Source organism: Enterobacter sp. SLBN-59 (genome assembly GCF_024807915.1).
Lineage (GTDB): Bacteria > Pseudomonadota > Gammaproteobacteria > Enterobacterales > Enterobacteriaceae > Enterobacter > Enterobacter asburiae_B.
In genome coordinates this window covers 2,386,026-2,409,135 of record NZ_JANUFI010000001.1, presented here as the reverse complement: position 1 = coordinate 2,409,135, position 23,110 = coordinate 2,386,026, and the positions used below count along the sequence as shown (strand labels likewise).

Below are 23,110 nucleotides of genomic sequence, written 5' to 3'. Positions count from 1 at the left end.
TTATTTCAGCGTGCAGTCCCCGCACTGCTTAACGTCCGGCAGGCGATAGCGCTGGCAGCAGGTGCGGCGAACCAGAAGTCCATCACGGAGCACGACGGTACGGAATAACGGGTTGTCACGGCCATCGGAAAGCTGTTTTGCAAAGAAACAGGACTGACGCAGGGCATCAACGTTCTCATCACCAAGCAGAGGCTTCATTTCCGTTAAATACCAGTGGATTAAATAGCCCGTATTGCTCCAGATAAGCTTCGCGTTAATCTCTCCCGTCGCTTCAAGCGCGTCCACGACCGGGATCAGGGCCTGGGTGATAAGCTGCTCCATGCGTTCCTGAGCCGTCAGGCGTTCCGCGTTCTGGTCTTCGTGCAGATCAATCCAGAAACAGGCTGCGCGCCCGGTTTCGTGAAACTCGACGTGGAAATTATCCGGCGAGAGTTCCAGCATGCTCTTCTGGGTTAACAGCGCCAGCATGAGGGGAGGCACCATCAACCCGATATACCATTGCGCCCAAAGAGAGAGCAGTGGTTTATTTTCCCGCGTAAGAGTGGGCTGATTGCGATAGATATGGTCGGAATAGGTGGCCAACAGCGACTGCAGTTTTGTCGGTTGACGCCACTCTGAGAGCGTCATGGCGTGGTTCGGGTGCGCTTCATCAAGGCGGATAAAATCCAGCAGGTGGGCGCGCGTCTCCGCAATCTTATCCCGTATGGCATCCGCAAGCGAAGCATTCCCGCTGGTGAGGGGCGCTCGCCAGAGGAGGGGCTCGACGATGTGTGCGGTATGCGTAGCCATAGTATAGATAGAAATCTAAATGATAATGATTGCCAATCCTAACTATTGCTCATATCAATGGCAAGACTTTTGTCTTTAAGACACCGCCGTGATGTTTATGCCGTCTGCAGCTCTTCACTTAACAGAATGTTATTGCGCCCCATATGCTTTGCTTCGTAGAGGGCTTTGTCCGCTTTTTCCAGCGCGCCTTCCACGTCTTCATCCTCGAAAATGGCAATACCAATGCTGATGGTGACGTTTGTCGCGACACTCTCGTTAAACAGATGCGGGATTTTCAAATCGTAGACTTTCTGACGGATCCGCTCGGCCGTCTGGCGGGCATGTTCGAGAGAAATATTGGTCAGCAGCACCATAAACTCTTCTCCGCCAAAACGCGCCACAATATCGCGAGAACGCACGGCGTCGCGAATTGCCGCAGAGACGCGCTTCAGCGCCTGGTCGCCCATCATATGGCCATAGTGATCGTTATAGGCTTTGAAGTGATCGATATCCATCAGCAGGACAAAGTGCTCGCCATTTTCTACCGTCGGCAGGTTCTCCAGACGGCTTTGCAGACCACGACGATTATAGAGCCCGGTAAGCGGGTCCATCATGCTGAGATCGGTAAGGGTTTCTCGCTCTTCCAACAGGCGCGAGAGCAATTCCTGAGCGAAACGATCGTTACGCGTTTGCAAAATGTTATGTATAGCAATTGCCACCACAGGAAGTGCGAAAGAATAGGTCATTCTCAGCCATATATCGTGATCGCTTAGCCACAGGCAGACAATAAAGGTGGGCAATGAGTGCAGCGTAAATGCTTTGATATTACTCGCGAATGCCAGCGTTCCGATAAAAAGTACCGTTAATAGAGCGATTAACAAATACGTCGCGTGGTCGTGGGTAATTAAGGCGAATTTAGACTCAATTTGCCAGGCCCACAAAATACCGAAGATCCCTGAAACAACGGGAATATTTATCTTCCGCGCGCGCTTTCTCCAGTGCCAGACGAACAGGCCGGTGCTGATGGAGAAAATAGCAATAAGTGGGGCAGATAACAGGCGTACAGAATTGAGCGGATTTGTTACCGAGAACACTGCCGAGGTTGCGTTCAGAAATAAAAATAAACGTAACGACAATTGATATTTTCTGTGAACCAAAGACCGCCAGGATTGTGATGTCATAGTCGTGCGTTTTTATTAAAATTTAATTAAAACAAATAAGTAGGTGCTGTTTCGCAATAAAACATGCAAAAAACTCAAAGAGTAATTATCAGAAAATCTTTAGATGTTGTTAACAGGTGTGCAATTTATCACCTTAGGCAATTCCTGTCATTACGGGAAAGGTAAAGGTCGATGGATTTTGATTCATTCAGCTGACAAATGATAATGTCTGTCATATGATATTGGTTATCATTATCGTTGTGAGAGGGCAGATCATGTTGAACAGGGCGCTTGGCAGTGGTTGGGGGGTATTGCTACCGGGAGCCATTCTCGGCGGGTTGATGTTTGCCGATCTCTCCCTTGATACCTGGAAAGCGATCATTGTGTCAGGACTGTTAGTCACGTCAGGCATGATCTGGCATAAGCAGCTGCGCCACTTTGTTTTACTGCCATCATGCGTAGCACTGGTCAGTGGAATTCTGGTGATACTGATGAGTTTGAAATAACAGGGAAAAACAAGGGGAACTTCAGAAGGGATGTAAGATAATTGGTGCGAGGGGGGGGACTCGAACCCCCACATCCTAAGGACACTAACACCTGAAGCTAGCGCGTCTACCAATTCCGCCACCTTCGCACAGTCATCTTACTATTTTTGATATCGCCTCGTTGGTGCGAGGGGGGGGACTCGAACCCCCACATCCGTAAGGACACTAACACCTGAAGCTAGCGCGTCTACCAATTCCGCCACCTTCGCCCAGTGCGAGCAATATCATTGTGATTTATGGTGCGAGGGGGGGGACTCGAACCCCCACATCCGTAAGGACACTAACACCTGAAGCTAGCGCGTCTACCAATTCCGCCACCTTCGCATACCATCGATACTGTAAAAGTATCGTAACCACGGAGGCGCATTCTAGATGTTTTCAGCTTTACGTCAACAGAAAAGTGCGCGCGACGCCTTGATTGCTGCAAAAATGGCCGATGCAGGCGCTATGCGGAGCCGGATGGCGCTTGCGCTTATCCGGCCTGCTGGAGCGGAGATTACTTTTTGGCCTGGCGCGTCATGACGGTACGGTAGACCTTAAAGCGGCCGGTCTGGGCGATCACTTCGTGGAAGCCGAAGGTTTCGTCCAGCACTTTCGGGTACGCCAGGAAGGCGTTCGCGACTATACGCAGCTCGCCGCCGCTGTTCAGATGACGGGTTGCGCCGCGGATCAGCGTTTGCGCCGCTTCAAGGCTGGTCTCCATACCGTCGTGGAACGGCGGGTTGGAGATAATCATGTCGAAGCGACCGGTGACGTCGGAGAAGACGTTGCTGGCAATCACCTCGCCTTCAATGCCGTTTGCGGCAAGCGTTGCGCGGCTGGCTTCAACAGCCGGGGCGCTCACGTCACAGAGGGTTAAGCGCACTTTTGGTGAATGGCTGGCTAGCACGGTAGAGAGCACGCCCGCGCCGCAGCCCACGTCCAGCACTTTGCCTTTGGTATGCGGCGTCAGGGTGGAGAGCAGCAGCTTGCTGCCCGTATCCAGCGCGTCACGGCTGAACACGCCCGGCAGGGTTTTGATGGTCAGGCCGTCAAGCTGGTACTCGTCCCAGTATGCCTGTGGATCGAACGTTGTCTGTTTTTCCAGACGGCCATGATACAGACCACAGCGGCGTGCGCTGTCGACTTTATTCAGCGGCGCGTAGCCTTCCAGCATCTGTTCAGCGCTACGCACGCCGCTGCGGTTCTCACCCACCACGAAAATATCGCAGCCTACCGGCAGCAGGGAGAGCAGGTTCATCAGCTGGAACTGGGCTTCAGGCTTGTTCTTCGGCCAGTAGTAGATCAGCGTATCGCAGTCGGCGATATCGCTCTGCTCCGCCACCAGGCTAAAGCGCGCGCGCTCGCCCATCTGGCGGCTCAGCACCTGCCAGTGGTGGTAGTATTGGGTGTGGGCACGGCTTTCAGCACAGTCGAAACGCGCAGGCAGGTCATCCTGCATATCTCCGGCAAACAGAATACGGCTTTCTTCGAAATCATCACTGTGACGCAGCAAGACTTCACTTGCCGGGGTAAATGCAGACATGAATTGTTCCTCAATAAACTCAGGCGGGGATTATAGTAGGTAGATGGCGCACTTTCGACACATTTGCTATATTTGCGCGCCTGAGAGACAGGAGTTTTCCCTATGACATCCCGACGAGACTGGCAGTTGCAGCAGCTGGGCATTACCCAGTGGGCTTTGCGTCGCCCGACGGCGTTGCAGGGCGAAATCGCCATTTCCATCCCTGCGCACGTACGCCTGGTGATGGTGGCGGAAGAACTGCCTGCCCTGAATGAACCCCTGATCGATGATGTCCTTCGCAGCCTGAAGATGACGGCCGACCAGGTTTTACAGCTGACGCCAGAGCGTGTCGCGATGCTTCCTCCTGATAGCCGCTGTAACAGCTGGCGTATCGGAGAGACAAACGAGATCCCCCTCCAGGGGAGCCAGATCTGCACGCCAGCGCTGGACGAACTGAAAGCCAACCCAAAAGCGCGCAGCGCGCTATGGCAACAAATCTGCGAATATGAACACGATTTCTTCCCTCACGACGCCTGACCTGACCACCGCGTTCGCGATTGAAACACGCGCCCACGCGTTTCCGTGGAGCGAAAAAACCTTCGCCAGCAATCAGGGCGAACGGTATCTGAACTTCCGTCTGGACGTTGACGGCACCATGGCCGCCTTCGCGATCACGCAGGTTGTTCTTGATGAAGCGACGCTGTTTAATATTGCGGTTGATCCCGCGTTCCAGCGCCGTGGGCTGGGAAGAGAACTGCTCGAGCACCTCATTCGTGAGCTCGAAACCCGTGACGTTTTCACCCTGTGGCTGGAGGTGCGCGCGTCGAATGTCGCCGCCATCGCGCTCTATGAAAGCTTAGGCTTTAACGAGGCGACGGTCCGCCGTAACTACTACCCCACCGCAGAGGGACGTGAAGACGCCATCATAATGGCTCTGCCGATTGGATAACGAATATAAGGTTGTAACGATGAAATGGGACTGGATTTTCTTTGATGCCGACGAAACGCTGTTTACGTTTGACTCGTTCGGCGGCCTGCAGCGGATGTTTCTCGACTATAGCGTGACCTTCACCGCTGAAGATTTTCAGGACTATCAGGCGGTAAACAAGCCGCTGTGGGTGGATTACCAGAACGGTGCCATCACCGCGTTACAGCTTCAGCACCAGCGTTTTGACGTCTGGGCGGAACGCTTAAAGGTCAGTCCGGGAACGCTGAACGATGCCTTCCTGAACGCGATGGCCGATATCTGTGCGCCACTGCCGGGTGCGGTTTCCCTGCTGAATGCGTTGAAAGGGAAGGTGAAACTGGGGATCATCACCAACGGTTTTACCGCCCTGCAGCAGATCCGCCTCGAGCGCACCGGCCTGCGCGATCATTTCGACGCGCTGGTGATCTCCGAAGAGGTGGGCGTACCTAAACCGGATCCGCGTATTTTCGACTACGCGCTGGCCCAGGCCGGTCATCCTGACCGCGATCGCGTCCTGATGGTGGGTGATACGGCAGAGTCAGATATCCTGGGCGGCATGAAGTCAGGTTTGTCGACCGTCTGGCTCAACGCGCATGGCCGCGTGAAGCCTGAAGGCATCGAGCCGACCTGGACCGTGACGTCGTTGAACGAACTGGAGCAACTCCTGTGTAAACAATGATTGCCTGCCCCCCATTGATGGGTAAAATAGCCGCAATTTTGTATTCCATGATGCGTGGCGTGCTGCCGCGCTTATAAAAGAAGATTTAATTATGACGTTGTCTCCTTATCTGCAAGAGGTGGCCAAGCGCCGCACTTTTGCCATTATCTCGCACCCGGATGCCGGTAAAACGACCATCACTGAGAAGGTGTTGCTGTTCGGACAGGCGATCCAGACTGCGGGTACCGTTAAAGGCCGTGGCTCCAGCCAGCATGCAAAATCTGACTGGATGGAGATGGAAAAGCAGCGTGGTATTTCGATTACCACCTCCGTGATGCAGTTCCCGTATCACGACTGCCTCGTGAACCTGCTGGACACCCCGGGCCACGAAGACTTCTCCGAAGATACCTACCGTACCCTGACGGCGGTGGACTGCTGTCTGATGGTGATCGACGCCGCGAAAGGTGTAGAAGACCGGACCCGTAAGCTGATGGAAGTCACCCGTCTGCGCGATACGCCGATCCTCACCTTCATGAACAAACTCGACCGCGACATCCGTGACCCGATGGAAGTGATGGACGAAGTGGAAAGCGAGCTGAAAATCGCCTGTGCGCCAATCACCTGGCCAATTGGCTGCGGTAAGCTGTTCAAAGGGGTGTATCACCTCTATAAAGACGAAACCTACCTGTATCAGACCGGTAAAGGCCACACCATTCAGGAAGTTCGCGTGGTGAAAGGTCTGGATAACCCTGAGCTGGACGCGGCAGTCGGCGAAGAGCTGGCCGCGCAGCTGCGCGACGAGCTGGAGCTGGTGAAGGGGGCGTCTCACGAGTTCGATAAAGAGCTGTTCCTGAGCGGTGAAATCACCCCGGTCTTCTTCGGTACCGCGCTGGGTAACTTCGGCGTTGACCACATGCTGGACGGTCTGGTGGAGTGGGCGCCGCGTCCGATGCCGCGTAAAACCGACACCCGTGAAGTGGAAGCGCAGGAAGAGAAATTCACCGGCTTCGTGTTCAAAATTCAGGCCAACATGGACCCAAAACACCGCGACCGCGTGGCGTTTATGCGCGTGGTGTCCGGTAAGTATGAAAAGGGCATGAAGCTGCGCCAGGTGCGTATCGGTAAAGATGTGGTGATTTCCGACGCCCTGACCTTTATGGCGGGTGACCGTTCGCACGTTGAAGAGGCGTATCCGGGCGACATCATCGGTCTGCACAACCACGGCACGATTCAGATCGGCGATACCTTCACCCAGGGTGAAATGATGAAGTTCACCGGTATTCCGAACTTCGCACCGGAGCTGTTCCGTCGTATCCGTCTGCGCGATCCGCTGAAGCAGAAACAGCTGCTGAAAGGCCTGGTTCAGCTCTCCGAAGAGGGCGCCGTGCAGGTGTTCCGCCCAATCGCGAACAACGACCTGATCGTGGGTGCGGTCGGCGTGCTGCAGTTCGACGTGGTTGTTGCGCGTCTGAAGAGCGAGTACAACGTGGAAGCGATTTACGAGTCTGTGAACGTCGCGACCGCGCGCTGGGTTGAGTGTTCTGACGTGAAGAAATTCGAAGAATTTAAGCGTAAGAACGAAATTCAGCTGGCGCTGGATGGCGGCGATAACCTGACCTATATCGCGCCAACCATGGTGAACCTGAACCTGACGCAGGAACGTTACCCTGACGTTCAGTTCCGTAAAACCCGCGAGCACTAATCCCCTCTCAGAGCACGGCTCCCGCCGTGCTCTTCTTTAATTCCTGTCTTATTAATCCCTTGCGGAATGTTCTTAATTCAACGCAATTTCACGCTATTCGCGCGTTTTTTACCCAATTCTGAAAGCGGCTCTGTGAGAGTGATCTATATTTAACTCAGTGTTTAACACCGGGCGTGGATAAATTAACTGTTCAATGCATGACTTTAGGTTATCCATTTTACCCGTGTGTTTATTCGCAATATATAAAACTACTAAGGAAGTATGTAGCCCGAATAACGGGTAAACACAGGAATAGATCGATGAATATGACAAGACTGAAGATTTCGAAAACTCTGCTGGCTGTAACCCTGGGTAGCGTTCTGGTGAGCGGTTCCGCTCTGGCGGAAAGCAGCACAATGGATAAAGCCCAGTCCACGGCCGATACCGCAGGGCAAAAAATCGATAGCTCTATGAATAAAGTCGGCAACTTCATGGACGACAGCTCAATCACAGCAAAAGTGAAAGCCGCACTGGTGGATGATGAAGCCATCAAAAGTACCGATATTTCCGTTAAGACCGACAAGAAAGTGGTCACGCTGAGCGGCTTCGTGGAAAGCCAGGCTCAGGCCGAACAGGCGGTGAAAGTCGCGAAAGGCGTTGAAGGCGTTGCGTCCGTCAGCGATAAGCTGCACGTACGTGACGGTAAAAACGCGTCGGTGAAAGGTTATGCCGGTGATGCAGCCACCACCAGCGAAATCAAAGCTAAACTTTTAGCAGATGACATCGTGCCGTCCCGCAAGGTGAAAGTGGAAACCACCGATGGTGTGGTTCAGCTCTCCGGTACGGTAGATTCGCAGGCGCAAAGTGAACGCGCCGAGTCCATCGCGAAAGCGATTGACGGTGTGAAAAGCGTTAAAAACGATCTGAAAACGAAGTAAATCTGGACCATTCGCCCGTCTGGTTAAAACCTGCGGGCGAAATAAGAACGACTCTGGAAAAACGCCGGTGAGTGACCTGAGCGCTCACGTTTAGCGGCCGACATTAACTATGGTAAAGGAGAAGCTTATGTTTCGTTGGGGCATTATATTTCTGGTTATCGCGTTAATTGCCGCCGCATTGGGCTTTGGTGGACTGGCAGGTACAGCGGCATGGGCAGCTAAAATTGTCTTCGTTGTGGGTATTATTCTGTTCCTGGTCAGCCTGTTTACGGGTCGTAGACGTCCGTAGCAAACGCAATATTCCTTCAACAAAATAAAGCCAGTCACTGTGACTGGCTTTTTCTTATTTGCGGAACAGGTCGGGTGCGTTACTGTGGTGTTATAAAATAATCAAAACAGGAAAGCAGAGGTGGGGCAACGAATTCCCGTTACGCTCGGCAATATTGCGCCGCTGACGTTAAAGCCGTTTCGCTCAGGACAACTCGCACTGGTTTGCGAGGGGGGAGGGCAGCGCGGCATCTTCACCGCAGGCGTGCTGGATGAATTTATGCGCGCGCAGTTCAACCCGTTTGACCTTTACTTCGGCACCTCTGCCGGGGCGCAGAACCTCTCTGCCTATGTATGTAACCAGCCCGGCTACGCGCGAAAGGTCATCATGCGCTACACCACGGCGAAAGAATTTTTTAATCCGGTGCGCTTTGTGCGCGGCGGTAACCTGATCGATCTTGACTGGCTGCTGGAATCGACCTCCAGCCAGATGCCGCTGGCCATGGATACCGCTGCCCGTCTGTTTGATAGCGGCAAAGAGTTCTGGATGTGCGCCAGCCGGGGCGATGACTATTCGCCGGGCTATTTTTCTCCTCAGAAGGAGAACTGGCTGGACATCATCCGCGCCTCCAGCGCGATCCCCGGCTTTTATCGTACCGGTGCCCTGCTGGACGGCATTAGCTATCTGGACGGTGGGATCAGTGACGCGGTGCCGGTGCAGGAAGCCGCCCGGCGCGGGGCGAAAACCATTGTGGTGATCCGTACCGTACCGTCGCAAATGTATTACACGCCGCAGTGGTTCAAACGGATGGAGCGCTGGTTGGGCGACAGCAGCCTGCAGCCGCTGGTGAACATCGCGAAGCAGCATGAAACCACCTACGGCGCGATGCAGCGCTTCATTGAAAAACCGCCGGGCAAGCTGCGTATTTTTGAAATCTATCCGCCTAAGCCGCTGCTGAGCATGGCCCTGGGCAGCCGCGTCCCTGCGCTGCGCATGGATTACAAAACGGGGCGGCTGTGCGGGCGTTACTTCCTGGCGACGGTGGGGAAAATGCTGGCGGAGCAACCGCCGCTTCATCGCCATAAACGCATTATTTTGCCGCCTGCGATTGTCGCCAACGACGCCCTGACGATGCCGCTGGTGGATATTCCGCAGGCGAATGACGCTTTACTGGATAACGAGGATCTGGCGTGACGCTCCGCTTTGTCGATACCCACTGCCACTTTGATTTTCCGCCGTTTACCGGGGATGAAGCGCAAAGCATAGCGAAAGCGGCCGAAGCAGGCGTTCAGGCTATCATTGTGCCGGCAGTGGAAGCGGCCTATTTTTCCCGGGTGCTGGATCTTTCCGCGCGGCACCCCGCGCTCTATGCCGCGCTCGGCATGCATCCGATTGTGATTGAACGGCATCTTGATGAGCACATTGAGAGGCTTGATGAGGTTGTGCAAACCGCAGGAGACAAACTTGTCGCCATCGGTGAGATCGGCCTCGATCTTTATCGTGAGGATCCGCAGTTTGAGCGCCAGCAGACGATCCTCGACGCGCAGCTCAGGCTGGCGAAGCGCCACGATCTGCCGGTGATCCTCCACTCAAGACGCACGCACGATAAGCTGGCGATGCACCTGAAACGCATCGATCTGCCGCGAAAAGGGGTCGTGCACGGTTTCTCCGGCAGCCTGCAGCAGGCGCAGCGTTTTATTGAACTGGGCTATAAAATTGGCGTCGGTGGCACCATCACCTATCCGCGCGCCAGTAAAACCCGGGACGTGATGGCACAGCTGCCGCTGTCGGCGCTCCTGCTGGAAACCGACGCGCCGGATATGCCGCTGAATGGTTTTCAGGGCCAGCCGAATCGCCCGGAACAGGCGGCGCGCGTGTTTACCACCCTATGTGAACTGCGAAAAGAGCCTGAAGAGGTGATTGCCGATGCGCTGCTGGAAAATACCCGTTCGGTATTTGGCATCACGCTATAGGTAAAGTGCCGGACGAATCACCGTTATCTTCTGTTTTTCCAGCGCCAGCGCCAGCGGTTCAACGTCCTCGGGCGTGGCGCTGCGCCATGAGGCCGCCTCACCGTAAACGCCATGCGCATGAAACGCGTTGATGCGCACCGGCACATTCCCAAGCCCGTGGATAAAGGTCGTTAGCGGTTTGAGGTGTTCCAGATAATCACACTGCTCCGGAATCACCAGCAGGCGGAGTTCCGTCAAACGGTGACGATCTGCCAGCCAGCGGATGCTCTGCTTAATCTGCGGGTTTTCGCGCCCGGTCAGGAAGCGGTGATGCTCGTTCCCCCACGCCTTCAGATCCAGCATCGCGCCATCCAGTACCGGCAGCAGCTTTTGCCAGCCGGTTTCGCTTAACAGACCGTTGCTGTCTACCAGGCAGGTGAGGTGACGCAGGGCGGGATCGGCTTTGATCGCGGTGAACAGGGCGATCAAAAACGGCAATTGCGTTGTGGCTTCGCCGCCGCTGACGGTGATCCCTTCGATAAACGGTGCGGATTTGCGGACCTGAGCGAGGATCTCTTCCACGCTGAAGCGGTGCGCCATAGGCGTTGCCTGCTGCTGGCACAGGTGCAGGCAGGTGTCGCACTGCAGGCAGTCACTCTCCTGCCACCAGACGCGTCCGGCCTGAATCGTCAGCGCGTCGTGCGGGCAGTGGGGCACGCAGTCCCCGCAGTCGTTGCAGCGGCCGATCGTCCACGGGTTGTGGCAGGTTTTACAGCGCAGGTTGCAGCCCTGCAGGAACAGCGCCAGGCGGCTGCCCGGCCCGTCCACGCAGGAAAAAGGAATGACCTGACTAACTAAAGCGCATCTGCTGTTCATGGCTTATCACGCGCGGCTGACGTTCCAGAATACGGGTATTGCGTGCGGCCTCTTCCCCCAGCCACGTGGTATTGGTGCGCGATCCGGCTTCCCGGTATTTCTCCAGATCCGACAAGCGAACCATGTAGCCGGTCACGCGGACCAGATCGTTACCCGCTACGTTGGCGGTAAATTCACGCATTCCCGCCCTGAATGCGCCCAGGCAAAGCTGAACCACCGCCTGCGGGTTGCGTTTGACCGTCTCCTCCAGGGTGAGAATATCGCTGATTCCGGAGTGATAGTGTTTGTGATGCGGCGCAACGGCCAGCAGATGGCTGATGGGATCCGGCTCGTCGCCGTAGGGCAGGCGCGCGCCCGGCGTGGTGCCCGAATCGGAACTGATCCCCGACTGCGCGTGCAGCATCGCGCGATGCTTCCAGCCGTGCTTCACCGGCGTGCTTTCAACGAACGCTGCAAGCTGTTCGCTGATGCGATAGCCCAGCGCGTTGGCCTGTTCATCCTTTCCGTAGCGTCCCGCTAATCCTGCTTTCTCACAGAGCGCGTTTACCGCTTCCGCCAGGCCGTACATGCCAAACATGGGCACAAACCGATCCGCATCAATCAGCCCCTCTTTTACCAGGAAGCTATTCTCAAAGAAGCCAGATTGCTCGTACAGGAAACCGCAGCGTGCATCGATGATGGCAATTTGCTGCTGGCAGTAGTGCGGGAGCGTGCGGGTGAAGAAGTCGTCAATGGATGCGCTGCGTTCAGCAATGGCTTTGAGGTTAAGGCGCACCAGAGTGCTGCCACCGCCTGCAAGCGGCAGGGAGTTGTAACAGCTCACCACGCCGTAACGGCCTTTTGTGAAAATTTTATCATTCATCGGGCCATTAGAAATATGAGGTTTGCTGCATTCACAAATGTTTTTCGCCACCTCAAGCAGCAAATCATCCGGGGTGATATCGGGATCGTAGATAAAGGTCAGATTCGGTGCGACCTGCTTCAGCTCTGCATCGGCACGCAAAATGGCGCGCGTGACGGGCGTATCTTCAGGCCCGATGTTTGCGTGCATAAACGCATCCGGCAGCGTACGGTCGAGATAGCGCCAGAAACGTTTTATTCGGCTATCGATCTCTTCTTGTGTTAGAATTATAACATATGGCGTTAATATCGCATCAAGCTGACCGAGATAGACCGGCATCGATGTGACGGACGGAACATGATGGTAGAGGATGGTTAACAGCGAGAGGGCGTCGTCGAGATCTTTCGCGCCTTCCAGCTCCAGCCACTCTGAACCGTTAGCCAGAAATTTTGCGTAATCCGGCAGAACGTAACGGGGTTTGTAAGGCGCATGGCCTTCGAACATGTCGCAGATAACCCCCTCGTCCAGCGCGGCTCGTGCGGCCTCAGGAAGTGCCGGGTAAGGCAGGTTGTTTTCCGCTTCCAGCGCCAGAAAATGACGTTTTTGTTCCGGGGTTAACACCGGGCTTGTCACAATGTGCTGGCAACGTTGTTGCAGGGCGTCGGGGCTGGAGTGGGGCATAGTCGCTTCCTTGTGTGTTCTGCGGATGATGAACGGATTGTAGGAAGCAAGCCTGTCGGGGCTTTTGATCCGACAGGGGGTATCGCTGCTTTAGTCAGCAATTTACGCGCTAAAGTTTGAAGAAGATCTCATTACAGTAATGCAAATTTGTATGCAGTTTTCATTAACTGTGATGAATGTCGAAGTGTGGATGCGGGTGAATGTTAGAATACTCACAGACCCGCAAGGTAAAATTTATACGGCACTGCCGTTGGAGAATGTTATGACCGATTTAACTGCAAGCAGCCTGCGCGCGTTGAAACTGATGGACCTGACCACCCTGAACGATGACGACACCAATGAAAAAGTCATCGCCCTGTGCCATCAGGCGAAAACGCCGGTGGGTAACACCGCAGCCATCTGTATCTACCCGCGCTTTATCCCGATTGCCCGTAAGACGCTGAAAGAGCAGGGTACGCCGGACGTGCGCATTGCAACCGTAACTAACTTCCCGCATGGCAACGACGATATCGAGATCGCGCTGGCAGAAACCCGCGCGGCGATTGCTTACGGCGCAGACGAAGTTGACGTGGTGTTCCCGTACCGCGCGCTGATCGCCGGTAACGAGCAGGTCGGTTTTGACCTGGTGAAAGCCTGTAAAGACGCGTGCGCGGCGGCAAATGTGCTGCTGAAAGTGATCATCGAAACCGGCGAGCTGAAAGAAGAGGCGCTGATTCGTAAGGCATCTGAAATCTCCATCAAAGCCGGTGCGGATTTCATTAAAACCTCTACCGGTAAAGTGCCGGTGAATGCGACCCCGGAAAGCGCGCGCATCATGATGGAAGTGATCCGCGACATGGGCGTATCCAAAACCGTTGGTTTCAAACCTGCGGGCGGCGTGCGTACTGCTGAAGACGCGCAGCAATTCCTGGCGATTGCCGACGAGCTGTTTGGCGCCGACTGGGCCGATTCCCGTCACTACCGCTTCGGTGCGTCCAGCCTGCTGGCCAGCCTGCTGAAAGCGCTGGGTCATGGCGACGGTAAGAGCGCAAGCAGCTACTGATTGCCAGACAATGCCGGATGACGCTTCGCTCATCCGGTCGACAGGATCGTAGGGCGGGTAAGCGTAGCGCCACCCGCCACAACTCCCCCGATTCCGCATGGAGGTTACCGTGTTTCTCGCACAAGAAATTATTCGTAAAAAACGTGATGGTCATGCATTAAGCGATGAAGAGATCCGCTTCTTCATCAACGGCATTCGTGATAACACCGTCTCAGAAGGGCAAATTGCGGCTCTGGCGATGACCATTTTCTTCCACGATATGTCGATGCCTGAGCGCGTGTCGCTGACCATGGCGATGCGAGATTCAGGAACCGTTCTGGACTGGAAAAGCCTCAACCTTAACGGCCCGATTGTGGATAAGCACTCCACCGGCGGCGTGGGTGACGTGACGTCTCTGATGCTCGGCCCTATGGTGGCAGCCTGTGGCGGTTACATCCCGATGATCTCCGGGCGCGGCCTGGGCCACACCGGCGGTACGCTCGACAAACTGGAAGCCATTCCGGGCTTCGATATCTTCCCGGACGACAACCGCTTCCGCGACATTATTAAAGACGTTGGTGTGGCGATTATCGGCCAGACCAGCTCTCTTGCTCCGGCAGACAAGCGTTTCTACGCCACCCGCGACATCACCGCGACCGTTGACTCCATCCCGCTGATCACCGCCTCTATCCTGGCGAAGAAACTGGCAGAAGGGCTGGACGCGCTGGTGATGGACGTGAAGGTGGGCAGCGGCGCGTTTATGCCGACCTATGAACTTTCTGCTGCGCTTGCGGAAGCGATCGTTGGCGTCTCCAACGGCGCGGGCGTGCGCACCACCGCGCTGCTCACCGACATGAACCAGGTGCTGGCCTCCAGCGCCGGTAACGCCGTCGAAGTGCGTGAAGCGGTGCAGTTCCTGACTGGTGAATACCGCAACCCGCGTCTGTTCGACGTCACCATGGCGCTGTGCGTTGAGATGTTAATCTCCGGCAAGCTGGCCAAAGACGACGCAGAAGCCCGCGCGAAGCTGCAGGCGGTGCTGGATAACGGCAAAGCGGCGGATATTTTCGGCCGCATGGTCGCAGCCCAGAAAGGCCCGACCGATTTCGTCGAAAACTACGCGAAATACCTGCCAACCGCGACGCTCAGCAAAGCGGTGTATGCCGATAGCGAAGGGTTTGTCTCTGCAATGGACACCCGTGCGCTGGGTATGGCAGTAGTCTCGATGGGCGGCGGCCGTCGTCAGGCGTCAGACACCATTGATTACAGCGTCGGCTTTACCGATATGGCCCGTCTGGGCGACAGCGTTGACGGTCAACGTCCGCTTGCGGTGATCCACGCGAAAGACGAAGCCAGCTGGCAGGAAGCGGCTAAAGCGGTGAAAGCGGCAATTACGCTTGACGATAAAGCGCCGGAAACCACACCGACTGTCTATCGCCGCATCACCGAATAGCGGTATACTGATCTGATCGATAATTTTTGAAGCACTACGTACGGAGAACAATTATGAAACGTGCATTTATTATGGTGCTGGACTCATTCGGCATCGGCGCAACCGAAGATGCAGAACGTTTTGGTGACGTGGGTTCCGATACCATGGGCCACATCGCGGAAGCCTGTGCGAAAGGCGAAGCGGACAACGGTCGTAAAGGCCCTCTGACTCTACCTAACCTGACCCGCCTCGGTCTGGTGAAAGCGCATGAAGGTTCTACCGGTAAAATCGCAGCCGGTATGGACGGCAACGCGGAAGTCGTGGGCGCCTATGCCTGGGCTCACGAGCTCTCCTCCGGTAAAGACACCCCGTCTGGCCACTGGGAAATCGCCGGTGTGCCGGTGCTGTTCGACTGGGGTTATTTCTCCGATCACGAAAACAGCTTCCCGCAGGAGCTGCTCGATAAGCTGGTGAAGCGTGCCAACCTGCCGGGCTACCTTGGTAACTGTCACTCTTCCGGTACCGTGATTCTGGACCAGCTTGGCGAAGAGCACATGAAAACCGGCAAGCCGATTTTCTACACCTCTGCTGACTCCGTGTTCCAGATTGCGTGCCATGAAGAGACGTTTGGCCTGGATAAACTCTACGAGCTGTGCGAAATCGCCCGTGAAGAGCTGACCGAAGGCGGCTACAACATCGGCCGCGTGATCGCGCGTCCGTTTATCGGCGACAAAGCGGGTAACTTCCAGCGTACCGGTAACCGTCATGACCTGGCCGTTGAGCCACCGGCGCCAACCGTGCTGCAGAAGCTGGTTGAAGAGAAAGACGGTCACGTGGTTTCCGTGGGTAAAATCGCGGATATCTACGCCAACTGCGGCATCACCAAAAAAGTGAAAGCCACCGGTCTGGACGCGCTGTTTGATGCCACCATCAAAGAGATGAAAGAAGCGGGCGACAAGACTATCGTCTTCACCAACTTCGTGGACTTCGACTCCTCCTGGGGCCACCGTCGCGACGTTGCGGGCTATGCAGCGGGTCTTGAGCTGTTCGACCGCCGTCTGCCGGAGCTGATGGAGCTGGTGGGCGAAGATGACATTCTGATCCTGACCGCGGACCACGGCTGTGACCCAACCTGGACCGGTACCGACCACACCCGTGAGCACATTCCGGTGCTGGTGTATGGCCCGAAAGTGAAGCCGGGCTCGCTCGGTCACCGTGAAACCTTCGCGGACATCGGCCAGACCCTGGCGAAATACTTTGGTACGTCTGACATGGAATATGGCAAGGCCATGTTCTAAACGGATTGGGTGCGGCCTGATGCCCTCACCCCGACCCTCTCCCACAGGGAGAGGGAGAACAGAATGTAGGCCGGGTCAGGCGTAGCCGCCACCCGGCAAAAACAACAATGTAAAAGGAACTGAAGATGGCAACTCCTCACATTAACGCAGAAATGGGTGATTTCGCTGACGTCGTATTGATGCCGGGCGACCCGCTGCGCGCGAAGCACATTGCAGAAACTTTCCTGGAAGACGTGCGTGAAGTGAACAACGTTCGCGGCATGCTGGGCTTCACCGGTACCTATAAAGGCCGCAAAATCTCCGTTATGGGCCACGGTATGGGTATCCCATCCTGCTCTATCTACACCAAAGAGCTGATCACCGACTTCGGCGTGAAGAAAATCATCCGCGTTGGCTCCTGCGGCGCGGTGCGCATGGACGTTAAGCTGCGCGACATCGTTATCGGTATGGGTGCCTGCACCGATTCCAAAGTTAACCGCATGCGTTTCAAAGACCATGACTTCGCGGCGATTGCTGACTTCGGCATGGTGCGTGACGCGGTTGACGCGGCAAAAGCGCTGGGCGTTGAAGCGCGCGTGGGTAACATCTTCTCTGCTGACCTGTTCTATGCCCCGGACGGCGGCGAGATGTTCGACGTGATGGAAAAATACGGCATTCTGGGCGTTGAAATGGAAGCGGCGGGTATCTACGGCGTCGCGGCTGAGTTTGGTGCGAAAGCGCTGACCATCTGCACCGTGTCTGACCACATCCGTACCCACGAGCAGACCACTGCTGCCGAGCGCCAGACTACCTTTAACGACATGATCAAAATCGCGCTGGAATCCGTTCTGCTGGGCGATAAAGAGTAATTCTGTCTCTTCCCTCCCTCTCCCTGTGGGAGAGGGCAGGGGTGAGGGCACCAGACCGTACCTAGCGCACGGCCTGTGCAATCCACGCCGACAGCTCCCGCAGCTCTTTTTCCTGCTCCGGAAAATCCCCGATCAACGCGTCGCATTCCTGCTGCAGCATATCCGCCCTGTACAAACAGCCCTGCAAACGTGCCGCCAGCGCCTCTAACGGTGCCGGGTTCAGGCTATCGGTAAACACCTGCGTGCGGGTGATATGGCCTTTCTCCACGTCAAAATGCAGCTCCACGCCGCCCCAGGTGAAACGCTCGTCCAGCAGATGGGAAAAGGCAGGAGCCTGACCGAAGTTCCATTCCCAGCTGCTCTGGCGGGCGAAGGTTTCGGCGAAGTTGGGCAGGTCCGGGGTTTTGTCAGGGGAGATGACTTCTGCTTCCACGCGCTCGCCGTAATGTTCAAAGAACGCGTCACGGACGGCATCGCAAATCTGCTCGTGCGTAATGCCCGGCAGCAGTTCCACCAGATTTGCCACGCGGCCGCGCACGGAGGTAATTCCTTTGGCCTGGAGCTTTTTCTTATCCGGATTCAGGTAGTTCGCCAGACGGCTCAGGTCAGCGTTCAGCAACAGGGTGCCGTGGTGGAACCCGCGATCCATTGTTTCGCGGTAGGCGGAGCCGGAGACCTTCCGGTCACCCTCGGGGGTTTTCACCACCAGATCGTTACGCCCGGACGCTTCCGCCGTCACGCCGAGTGAATTGAGCGCGTTGAGGACGATGGACGTTGAGATGGTTTTGTCGTATTCCGGTTTGCCCGCCATAAAGGTAAAGCAGGTATTGCCCAGATCGTGAAACACCGCGCCGCCGCCGCTGCTGCGACGTGCGAGACGGACGTTGTCCTCTTCCATACGCCGCGTATTGCACTCTTTCCACGGGTTTTGCGCGCGGCCGATGACCACCGTATCGGCGTTCCGCCAGAGAAACAGGACGCGCTGGGTGGCGGGCATCTGGCGGAAGATGCACTCTTCTACCGCGAGATTAAACCAGGGATCGTAAGAGTCAGAGATAAGCAGGCGTAACGTCGTCATGGCAAAGTTCCTTTTCCGAATCGTTCGCCTACTTTATCACTAATCTTTCTTCTCGCTCTCTTCGTCTTCGGGGACGGAGTTGCTGGCGGTCAGCAGGAACGGGGATTGCTGCCAGCGCGAGCGCTTGCCGCGAAGCAGGGTGCGCGCCAGCACAACGCCGATGGCGAGTGAAAGCAGCAGCATCAGGCGCAGAATATTGGTGGTATTATCGACCTGTTTGGCTTCAGTAGGCAGGGTGTGGGTATCGAGGGTCAGGCGCAGATAGCCCAGTGGGCCATTCTTCCCCTGAATAGGTTCGACAATCTGCTGGTTAAAGTAGCCCCCGGCTTTTTTCCCGTCCAGCGCCAGCCTGTCGCGCACGTCGACGTGTTCGCCAGCGCGGGCAATCAGGTTGCCTTGCTCATCATAGACGCCGGCATCAAGAATGCGGCTATTCTCCGTGAGCAGGCGTAAAACCTGGCCTATCCGCTTCTCGTCCGGCGTTTCGGTACGCATGGACGGCGCGACGTTGAGCGTCACCTGGCGTGCCAGCGTGCGGGCCAGCTCTTCAAACTGCGGGTTGCGTTGCCGTTGATGGTTCTGGCTAAACCACGATGCCCCTTGCATCAGCACCACTAATAGTGCGAGACAGGAAAGGACAATCACGGCGCGATGGAGCCGGAATTTCAGTTTTGCGCGAGCCATATTCCACCTGCTGAAAATTTACGGCTTAATGTTGCCAGAAGTGATGGTTACAGGGTAGCCTCATGCGTTATTTTCCCTCTGCAACCTTCCGGCGCGAACGAAATTACAGGAGCTTTAATGCCGAACATTACCTGGTGTGACCTGCCAACGGATGTCTCTTTATGGCCAGGATTGCCGCTCTCTTTAAGTGGCGATGAGGTGATGCCTCTGGATTACCACGCCGGTCGTAGCGGCTGGCTCCTCTACGGACGCGGTCTGGATAAGCAACGCCTGACCCAGTATCAAAGCAAGCTGGGTGCGGCAATGGTCATCGTCGCCGCCTGGTGCGTGGAAGACTACCAGGTTATTCGCCTGGCGGGTTCCCTGACGCAGCGCGCAACGCGTCTGGCGCATGACGCCGGGCTGGACGTCGCGCCGCTGGGTAAAATTCCGCATCTGAAAACCCCGGGCCTGCTGGTCATGGACATGGATTCTACGGCGATCCAGATCGAGTGTATTGACGAGATTGCGAAGCTGGCGGGCAGCGGCGAGCTGGTGGCGGAAGTCACCGAACGTGCGATGCGCGGCGAGCTGGACTTCACCGCCAGCCTGCGACAGCGCGTGGCGACCCTGAAAGGGGCCGACGCCAACATTCTGCGCCAGGTGCGCGACGTGCTGCCGCTGATGCCAGGGCTGACGCAGCTGGTGCTGAAGCTGCAATCCCTCGGCTGGAAAGTGGCGATTGCTTCCGGTGGCTTCACCTTCTTCGCGGATTACCTGCGGGAAAAACTGCATCTGACCACCGTGGTGGCCAATGAGCTGGAGATCATGGACGGCAAGCTGACCGGCCAGGTGATCGGCGATATCGTTGATGCCCAGTACAAAGCCAATACGCTGACGCGTCTGGCGGAAAAATATGAAATTCCGGTTGTCCAGACCGTCGCCATCGGCGATGGCGCGAACGACCTGCCGATGATCAAAGCCGCCGGTCTGGGCATTGCCTACCATGCCAAGCCAAAAGTGAATGAAAAGACGGAAGTCACTATCCGTCACGCTGACCTGATGGGGGTGTTCTGCATTCTCTCCGGCAGCATTAATCAGAAATAACGGTCTGCTTTGTAGGCCGGGTAAGCGTAAGCGCCACCCGGCACGCAGGCCGCACAGAAATAACGAGGTAAACCGTGGCGAAAGCTCCAAAACGCGCATTTGTCTGTAATGAATGTGGTGCGGATTATCCGCGCTGGCAGGGGCAATGCAGCGCCTGTCATGCCTGGAACACCATCACCGAAGTGCGTGGTGTGGCGGCTTCGCCGAGCGTGGCGCGCAATGAGCGCCTGAGCGGCTATGCCGGTAACGCGGGCGTGGCGAAGGTGCAAAAACTTTCGGACATCAGCCTCGAAGAGCTGCCGCGCTTCTCCACCGGGTTCAAAGAGTTTGACCGCGTGCTCGGCGGCGGCGTGGTACCGGGCAGCGCGATCCTGATCGGCGGTAACCCGGGCGCGGGTAAATCGACCCTGCTGCTGCAAACGCTCTGCAAGCTTGCCGAACAGATGAAAACCCTGTACGTCACGGGCGAAGAGTCTCTGCAGCAGGTGGCGATGCGCGCGCACCGTCTGGGCCTGCCGACCGGCAACCTGAACATGCTCTCCGAAACCAGCATCGAGCAGATCTGCATGATTGCCGAAGAAGAGCAGCCGAAGCTGATGGTGATCGACTCCATCCAGGTGATGCACATGGCGGACATTCAGTCCTCGCCGGGCAGCGTCGCGCAGGTGCGTGAAACCGCGGCTTACCTGACGCGCTTTGCCAAAACGCGCGGCGTGGCGATTGTGATGGTCGGCCACGTGACCAAAGACGGCTCGCTGGCCGGGCCGAAGGTGCTTGAACACTGTATCGACTGCTCCGTGATGCTCGACGGCGACGCGGATTCCCGTTTCCGTACCCTGCGCAGCCATAAAAACCGCTTTGGGGCGGTGAACGAACTGGGCGTGTTTGCCATGACCGAACAGGGGTTGCGCGAAGTCAGCAATCCCTCGGCCATCTTCCTGAGCCGCGGCGATGAGATCACCTCCGGCAGCTCGGTGATGGTGCTATGGGAAGGAACGCGCCCGCTGCTTGTTGAAATTCAGGCGCTGGTGGACGTGTCGATGATGGGAAACCCGCGGCGCGTGGCGGTCGGTCTGGAACAGAACCGTCTGGCGATCCTGCTGGCGGTGCTGCACCGTCACGGCGGGCTGCAGATGGCGGATCAGGACGTCTTCGTTAACGTGGTCGGCGGCGTCAAAGTCACGGAGACCAGCGCAGACCTGGCGCTGCTGCTGGCGATGGTCTCCAGCCTGCGCGACAGGCCGCTGCCGCAGGACCTGGTGGTCTTCGGCGAAGTGGGCCTCGCCGGGGAAATCCGTCCGGTACCCAGCGGCCAGGAGCGTATCTCCGAGGCGGCAAAACACGGTTTCCGCCGGGCGATAGTTCCCGCCGCCAACGTGCCGAAAAAGATCCCGGAAGGGATGCAGGTATTTGGCGTGAAAAAACTCGCAGATGCGTTAAATGTCTTTGACGACTTATAATTACGTAAATTTGATTTTGCAGGAGGCACCGTAATTTATGTCATCATTTGACTACATCAAGACCGCAATCCGCCAGAAGGGCTGCACGCTGCAGCAGGTGGCGGACGCCAGCGGCATGACCAAAGGCTACCTGAGCCAGCTGCTGAACGCCAAAATCAAAAGCCCCAGCGCGCAGAAGCTGGAAGCGCTGCACCGCTTTCTGGGGCTGGAGTTCCCGCGTATGCAAAAGAACATCGGCGTGGTGTTCGGCAAGTTTTACCCGCTGCATACCGGGCATATCTATCTGATCCAGCGCGCCTGTAGCCAGGTTGACGAGCTGCACATCATCATGGGCTACGACGAAACCCGTGACCGTCAGCTGTTTGAAGACAGCGCCATGTCGCAGCAGCCGACCGTGCCGGACCGCCTGCGCTGGCTGCTCCAGACCTTTAAGTACCAGAAAAATATTCGTATTCATGCCTTTAACGAAGAGGGTATGGAGCCGTATCCGCACGGCTGGGACGTGTGGAGCAACGGCATCAAAGCGTTTATGGAAGAGAAGGGCATTGCGCCTAACTGGATCTACACCTCTGAAGAGTCTGACGCGCCGCAGTTCCGCGAGCATCTGGGCATCGAGACGGTGCTGATCGACCCGAAACGCACCTTTATGAACATCAGCGGGGCGCAGATCCGCGAAAACCCGTTCCGCTACTGGGATTACATCCCGACTGAGGTGAAGCCGTTCTTCGTGCGTACCGTCGCGATCCTGGGCGGCGAGTCGAGCGGTAAATCAACGCTGGTCAACAAGCTGGCGAATATCTTCAACACCACCAGCGCGTGGGAGTACGGCCGCGATTATGTCTTCTCGCACCTTGGCGGCGACGAGATGGCGCTGCAGTATTCCGACTACGACAAAATCGCGCTCGGTCATGCCCAGTACATTGATTTTGCGGTCAAATACGCCAACAAAGTGGCGTTTATCGATACCGATTTCGTCACCACGCAGGCGTTCTGTAAAAAATACGAAGGGCGCGAGCACCCGTTCGTGCAGGCGCTGATTGACGAATACCGTTTTGACCTGGTGATCCTGCTGGAAAACAACACCCCATGGGTGGCCGACGGCATGCGCAGTCTCGGCAGCTCCGTGGACAGGCGAGAGTTTCAGACCATGCTGGTGGAGATGCTCAACGAAAACAACGTTGAGTTTGTCCATGTGGAAGAGTCTGACTACGACTCCCGCTTCCTGCGCTGCGTCGAGCTGGTGAAGGAGATGATGGGGGAGCAGGGGTAAAAACTTACCCCTCACCCTAACCCTCTCCCACAGGGAGAGGGGACTTTAACCTCCCTCTCCCTGTGGGAGAGGGCCGGGGTGAGGGCATCAAGCC

At 56.4% G+C, this 23,110-nt stretch carries 23 protein-coding genes and 3 tRNA genes; 16 read left to right on the top strand and 10 right to left on the bottom strand.

Translation table 11 applies throughout. The features are described 5' to 3' along the window. Both fhuF and M2422_RS11500 read right to left on the bottom strand, forming a co-directional pair. Complete coding sequence (gene fhuF / locus M2422_RS11505; RefSeq protein ID WP_033144570.1) at positions 1-789, bottom strand: siderophore-iron reductase FhuF; 789 nt, start codon at positions 787-789, stop codon at positions 1-3. 95 nt (positions 790-884) lie between these two features. Then, complete coding sequence (locus M2422_RS11500) at positions 885-1,949, bottom strand: diguanylate cyclase (protein WP_047060227.1); 1,065 nt, start codon at positions 1,947-1,949, stop codon at positions 885-887. Positions 1,950-2,164: 215 nt separating this feature from the next. On the opposite strand from M2422_RS11500, the gene M2422_RS11495 reads away from it, so the two are divergent. Then, positions 2,165-2,434 (top strand): DUF1435 domain-containing protein, encoded by a 270-nt coding sequence (locus M2422_RS11495; protein WP_032660829.1) that lies wholly within the window; start codon positions 2,165-2,167, stop codon positions 2,432-2,434. 42 nt (positions 2,435-2,476) lie between these two features. Here M2422_RS11495 and M2422_RS11490 read toward each other — a convergent pair. The 4 genes from M2422_RS11490 to rsmC all read right to left on the bottom strand — a co-directional run bounded on the left by M2422_RS11490 (position 2,477) and on the right by rsmC (position 3,998). Next, a tRNA-Leu gene (locus M2422_RS11490) sits at positions 2,477-2,562 on the bottom strand. 33 nt (positions 2,563-2,595) lie between these two features. Beyond that, positions 2,596-2,682, bottom strand: a tRNA-Leu gene (locus M2422_RS11485). Between the two features lie 28 nt (positions 2,683-2,710). Further along, a tRNA-Leu gene (locus tag M2422_RS11480) sits at positions 2,711-2,797 on the bottom strand. Positions 2,798-2,969: 172 nt separating this feature from the next. Continuing rightward, entirely contained in the window at positions 2,970-3,998 is a 1,029-nt protein-coding gene (gene rsmC, locus M2422_RS11475) for a 16S rRNA (guanine(1207)-N(2))-methyltransferase RsmC (RefSeq protein ID WP_029740018.1), read from the bottom strand. Between the two features lie 102 nt (positions 3,999-4,100). Here rsmC and M2422_RS11470 point away from each other — a divergent pair, with 102 nt between their 5' ends. The 8 genes from M2422_RS11470 to M2422_RS11435 all read left to right on the top strand — a co-directional run bounded on the left by M2422_RS11470 (position 4,101) and on the right by M2422_RS11435 (position 10,462). Next, positions 4,101-4,514: a DNA polymerase III subunit psi gene (locus M2422_RS11470; protein WP_029740017.1), complete on the top strand. Its 414-nt coding sequence runs from the start codon at positions 4,101-4,103 to the stop codon at positions 4,512-4,514. Beyond that, on the top strand, positions 4,483-4,926 hold the full coding sequence (gene rimI, locus M2422_RS11465; RefSeq protein WP_033144573.1) for a ribosomal protein S18-alanine N-acetyltransferase: 444 nt from the start codon (positions 4,483-4,485) through the stop codon (positions 4,924-4,926). Before M2422_RS11470 ends, rimI begins: the two co-directional genes overlap by 32 nt. A gap of 19 nt (positions 4,927-4,945) precedes the next feature. After that, on the top strand, positions 4,946-5,623 hold the full coding sequence (gene yjjG / locus M2422_RS11460) for a pyrimidine 5'-nucleotidase (protein ID WP_039260913.1): 678 nt from the start codon (positions 4,946-4,948) through the stop codon (positions 5,621-5,623). A 91-nt stretch (positions 5,624-5,714) separates the two neighbouring features. Beyond that, positions 5,715-7,304: a peptide chain release factor 3 gene (gene prfC, locus M2422_RS11455; protein WP_047060224.1), complete on the top strand. Its 1,590-nt coding sequence runs from the start codon at positions 5,715-5,717 to the stop codon at positions 7,302-7,304. Between the two features lie 299 nt (positions 7,305-7,603). Beyond that, positions 7,604-8,221, top strand: a complete 618-nt coding sequence (gene osmY / locus M2422_RS11450; protein ID WP_028015434.1) for a molecular chaperone OsmY — start codon at positions 7,604-7,606, stop codon at positions 8,219-8,221. A gap of 127 nt (positions 8,222-8,348) precedes the next feature. Then, entirely contained in the window at positions 8,349-8,510 is a 162-nt protein-coding gene (locus M2422_RS11445; RefSeq protein ID WP_003856556.1) for a DUF1328 domain-containing protein, read from the top strand. 120 nt (positions 8,511-8,630) lie between these two features. Further along, positions 8,631-9,683, top strand: coding sequence for a patatin family protein (locus M2422_RS11440; protein WP_064673199.1), 1,053 nt, complete (start codon positions 8,631-8,633; stop codon positions 9,681-9,683). Next, the gene (locus M2422_RS11435) at positions 9,680-10,462 is read left to right on the top strand and encodes a TatD family hydrolase (RefSeq protein WP_064673200.1); all 783 of its coding nucleotides are present in this window, start codon (positions 9,680-9,682) and stop codon (positions 10,460-10,462) included. The genes M2422_RS11440 and M2422_RS11435 overlap by 4 nt, the downstream gene beginning before the upstream one ends. Here M2422_RS11435 and M2422_RS11430 read toward each other — a convergent pair. Next, positions 10,457-11,317, bottom strand: coding sequence for a YjjW family glycine radical enzyme activase (locus tag M2422_RS11430; protein WP_064673201.1), 861 nt, complete (start codon positions 11,315-11,317; stop codon positions 10,457-10,459). The genes M2422_RS11435 and M2422_RS11430 overlap by 6 nt on opposite strands. Then, positions 11,292-12,839 (bottom strand): YjjI family glycine radical enzyme, encoded by a 1,548-nt coding sequence (locus M2422_RS11425; protein WP_259140758.1) that lies wholly within the window; start codon positions 12,837-12,839, stop codon positions 11,292-11,294. The genes M2422_RS11430 and M2422_RS11425 overlap by 26 nt, the downstream gene beginning before the upstream one ends. A 262-nt stretch (positions 12,840-13,101) precedes the next feature. Here M2422_RS11425 and deoC point away from each other — a divergent pair, with 262 nt between their 5' ends. The 4 genes from deoC to deoD all read left to right on the top strand — a co-directional run bounded on the left by deoC (position 13,102) and on the right by deoD (position 17,438). Further along, positions 13,102-13,881 carry a deoxyribose-phosphate aldolase gene (gene deoC / locus M2422_RS11420; RefSeq protein ID WP_023310320.1) on the top strand — a complete coding sequence of 260 codons (780 nt, stop codon included), beginning with the start codon at positions 13,102-13,104 and terminating at the stop codon, positions 13,879-13,881. Between the two features lie 109 nt (positions 13,882-13,990). Continuing rightward, positions 13,991-15,313, top strand: a complete 1,323-nt coding sequence (gene deoA / locus M2422_RS11415; protein ID WP_047060215.1) for a thymidine phosphorylase — start codon at positions 13,991-13,993, stop codon at positions 15,311-15,313. A 53-nt stretch (positions 15,314-15,366) separates the two neighbouring features. Beyond that, positions 15,367-16,590 (top strand): phosphopentomutase, encoded by a 1,224-nt coding sequence (gene deoB / locus M2422_RS11410; protein WP_033144579.1) that lies wholly within the window; start codon positions 15,367-15,369, stop codon positions 16,588-16,590. Between the two features lie 125 nt (positions 16,591-16,715). Beyond that, positions 16,716-17,438, top strand: coding sequence for a purine-nucleoside phosphorylase (deoD, locus tag M2422_RS11405; protein WP_010427122.1), 723 nt, complete (start codon positions 16,716-16,718; stop codon positions 17,436-17,438). 61 nt (positions 17,439-17,499) lie between these two features. On the opposite strand, the gene lplA is transcribed toward deoD, so the two are convergent. Together lplA and M2422_RS11395 are read right to left on the bottom strand one after the other, a co-directional pair. Further along, positions 17,500-18,516, bottom strand: coding sequence for a lipoate--protein ligase LplA (lplA, locus tag M2422_RS11400; RefSeq protein WP_064673203.1), 1,017 nt, complete (start codon positions 18,514-18,516; stop codon positions 17,500-17,502). A 39-nt stretch (positions 18,517-18,555) separates the two neighbouring features. Next, positions 18,556-19,200 carry a YtjB family periplasmic protein gene (locus M2422_RS11395; RefSeq protein WP_033144581.1) on the bottom strand — a complete coding sequence of 215 codons (645 nt, stop codon included), beginning with the start codon at positions 19,198-19,200 and terminating at the stop codon, positions 18,556-18,558. A 117-nt stretch (positions 19,201-19,317) separates the two neighbouring features. Between M2422_RS11395 and serB the strand changes: the two genes are divergently transcribed. The 3 genes from serB (at position 19,318) to nadR (ending at position 23,016) form a co-directional block, all read left to right on the top strand. Then, positions 19,318-20,286, top strand: coding sequence for a phosphoserine phosphatase (serB, locus tag M2422_RS11390; protein ID WP_023310325.1), 969 nt, complete (start codon positions 19,318-19,320; stop codon positions 20,284-20,286). Between the two features lie 74 nt (positions 20,287-20,360). Next, complete coding sequence (radA, locus tag M2422_RS11385) at positions 20,361-21,746, top strand: DNA repair protein RadA (protein WP_014068810.1); 1,386 nt, start codon at positions 20,361-20,363, stop codon at positions 21,744-21,746. Between the two features lie 37 nt (positions 21,747-21,783). Further along, on the top strand, positions 21,784-23,016 hold the full coding sequence (gene nadR / locus M2422_RS11380; RefSeq protein ID WP_015572616.1) for a multifunctional transcriptional regulator/nicotinamide-nucleotide adenylyltransferase/ribosylnicotinamide kinase NadR: 1,233 nt from the start codon (positions 21,784-21,786) through the stop codon (positions 23,014-23,016). Positions 23,017-23,110 lie beyond the last annotated feature (94 nt).